The organism is Aphanothece stagnina RSMan2012 (assembly GCF_046764815.1).
Classification (GTDB): Bacteria; Cyanobacteriota; Cyanobacteriia; order PCC-6307; family Cyanobiaceae; genus NIES-981.
Window position 1 is genome coordinate 1 of record NZ_JBKOUC010000123.1, and the last position, 386, is coordinate 386.

Annotated in this window: 1 protein-coding gene; it reads right to left on the reverse strand. The window is 63.2% G+C overall.

All coding sequences use genetic code 11. From position 1 onward, the window contains the following. Positions 1-386, reverse strand: a 386-nt coding sequence (locus ACLNEE_RS17185) for a photosynthetic reaction center family protein (protein WP_459382407.1), incomplete at both ends; no start/stop codon positions are given.

Consider the following 386-nt stretch of genomic DNA (forward strand, 5'->3'; position numbering starts at 1 on the left):
AGCCGTAGTTCTGGCTCTCGCTCTCGGTGGTCTCACGCACCAGGCTGCTGGTCACCAGCGAACCGTGCATGGCGGAGAACAGGCTGCCGCCGAACACACCGGCCACACCCAACATGTGGAAGGGGTGCATCAGGATGTTGTGCTCAGCCTGGAACACCAGCATGTAGTTGAAAGTGCCGCTGATGCCGAGGGGCATGCCGTCGGAGAAGGAGCCCTGACCGAAGGGATACACCAGGAACACGGCGCTGGCAGCAGCCACGGGGGCGCTGTAGGCCACGCAGATCCAGGGGCGCATGCCGAGGCGGTAGGAAAGTTCCCACTCGCGGCCCATGTAGCAGAAGACGCCGATCAGGAAGTGGAAGACAACCAGCTGGTAAGGACCGCCG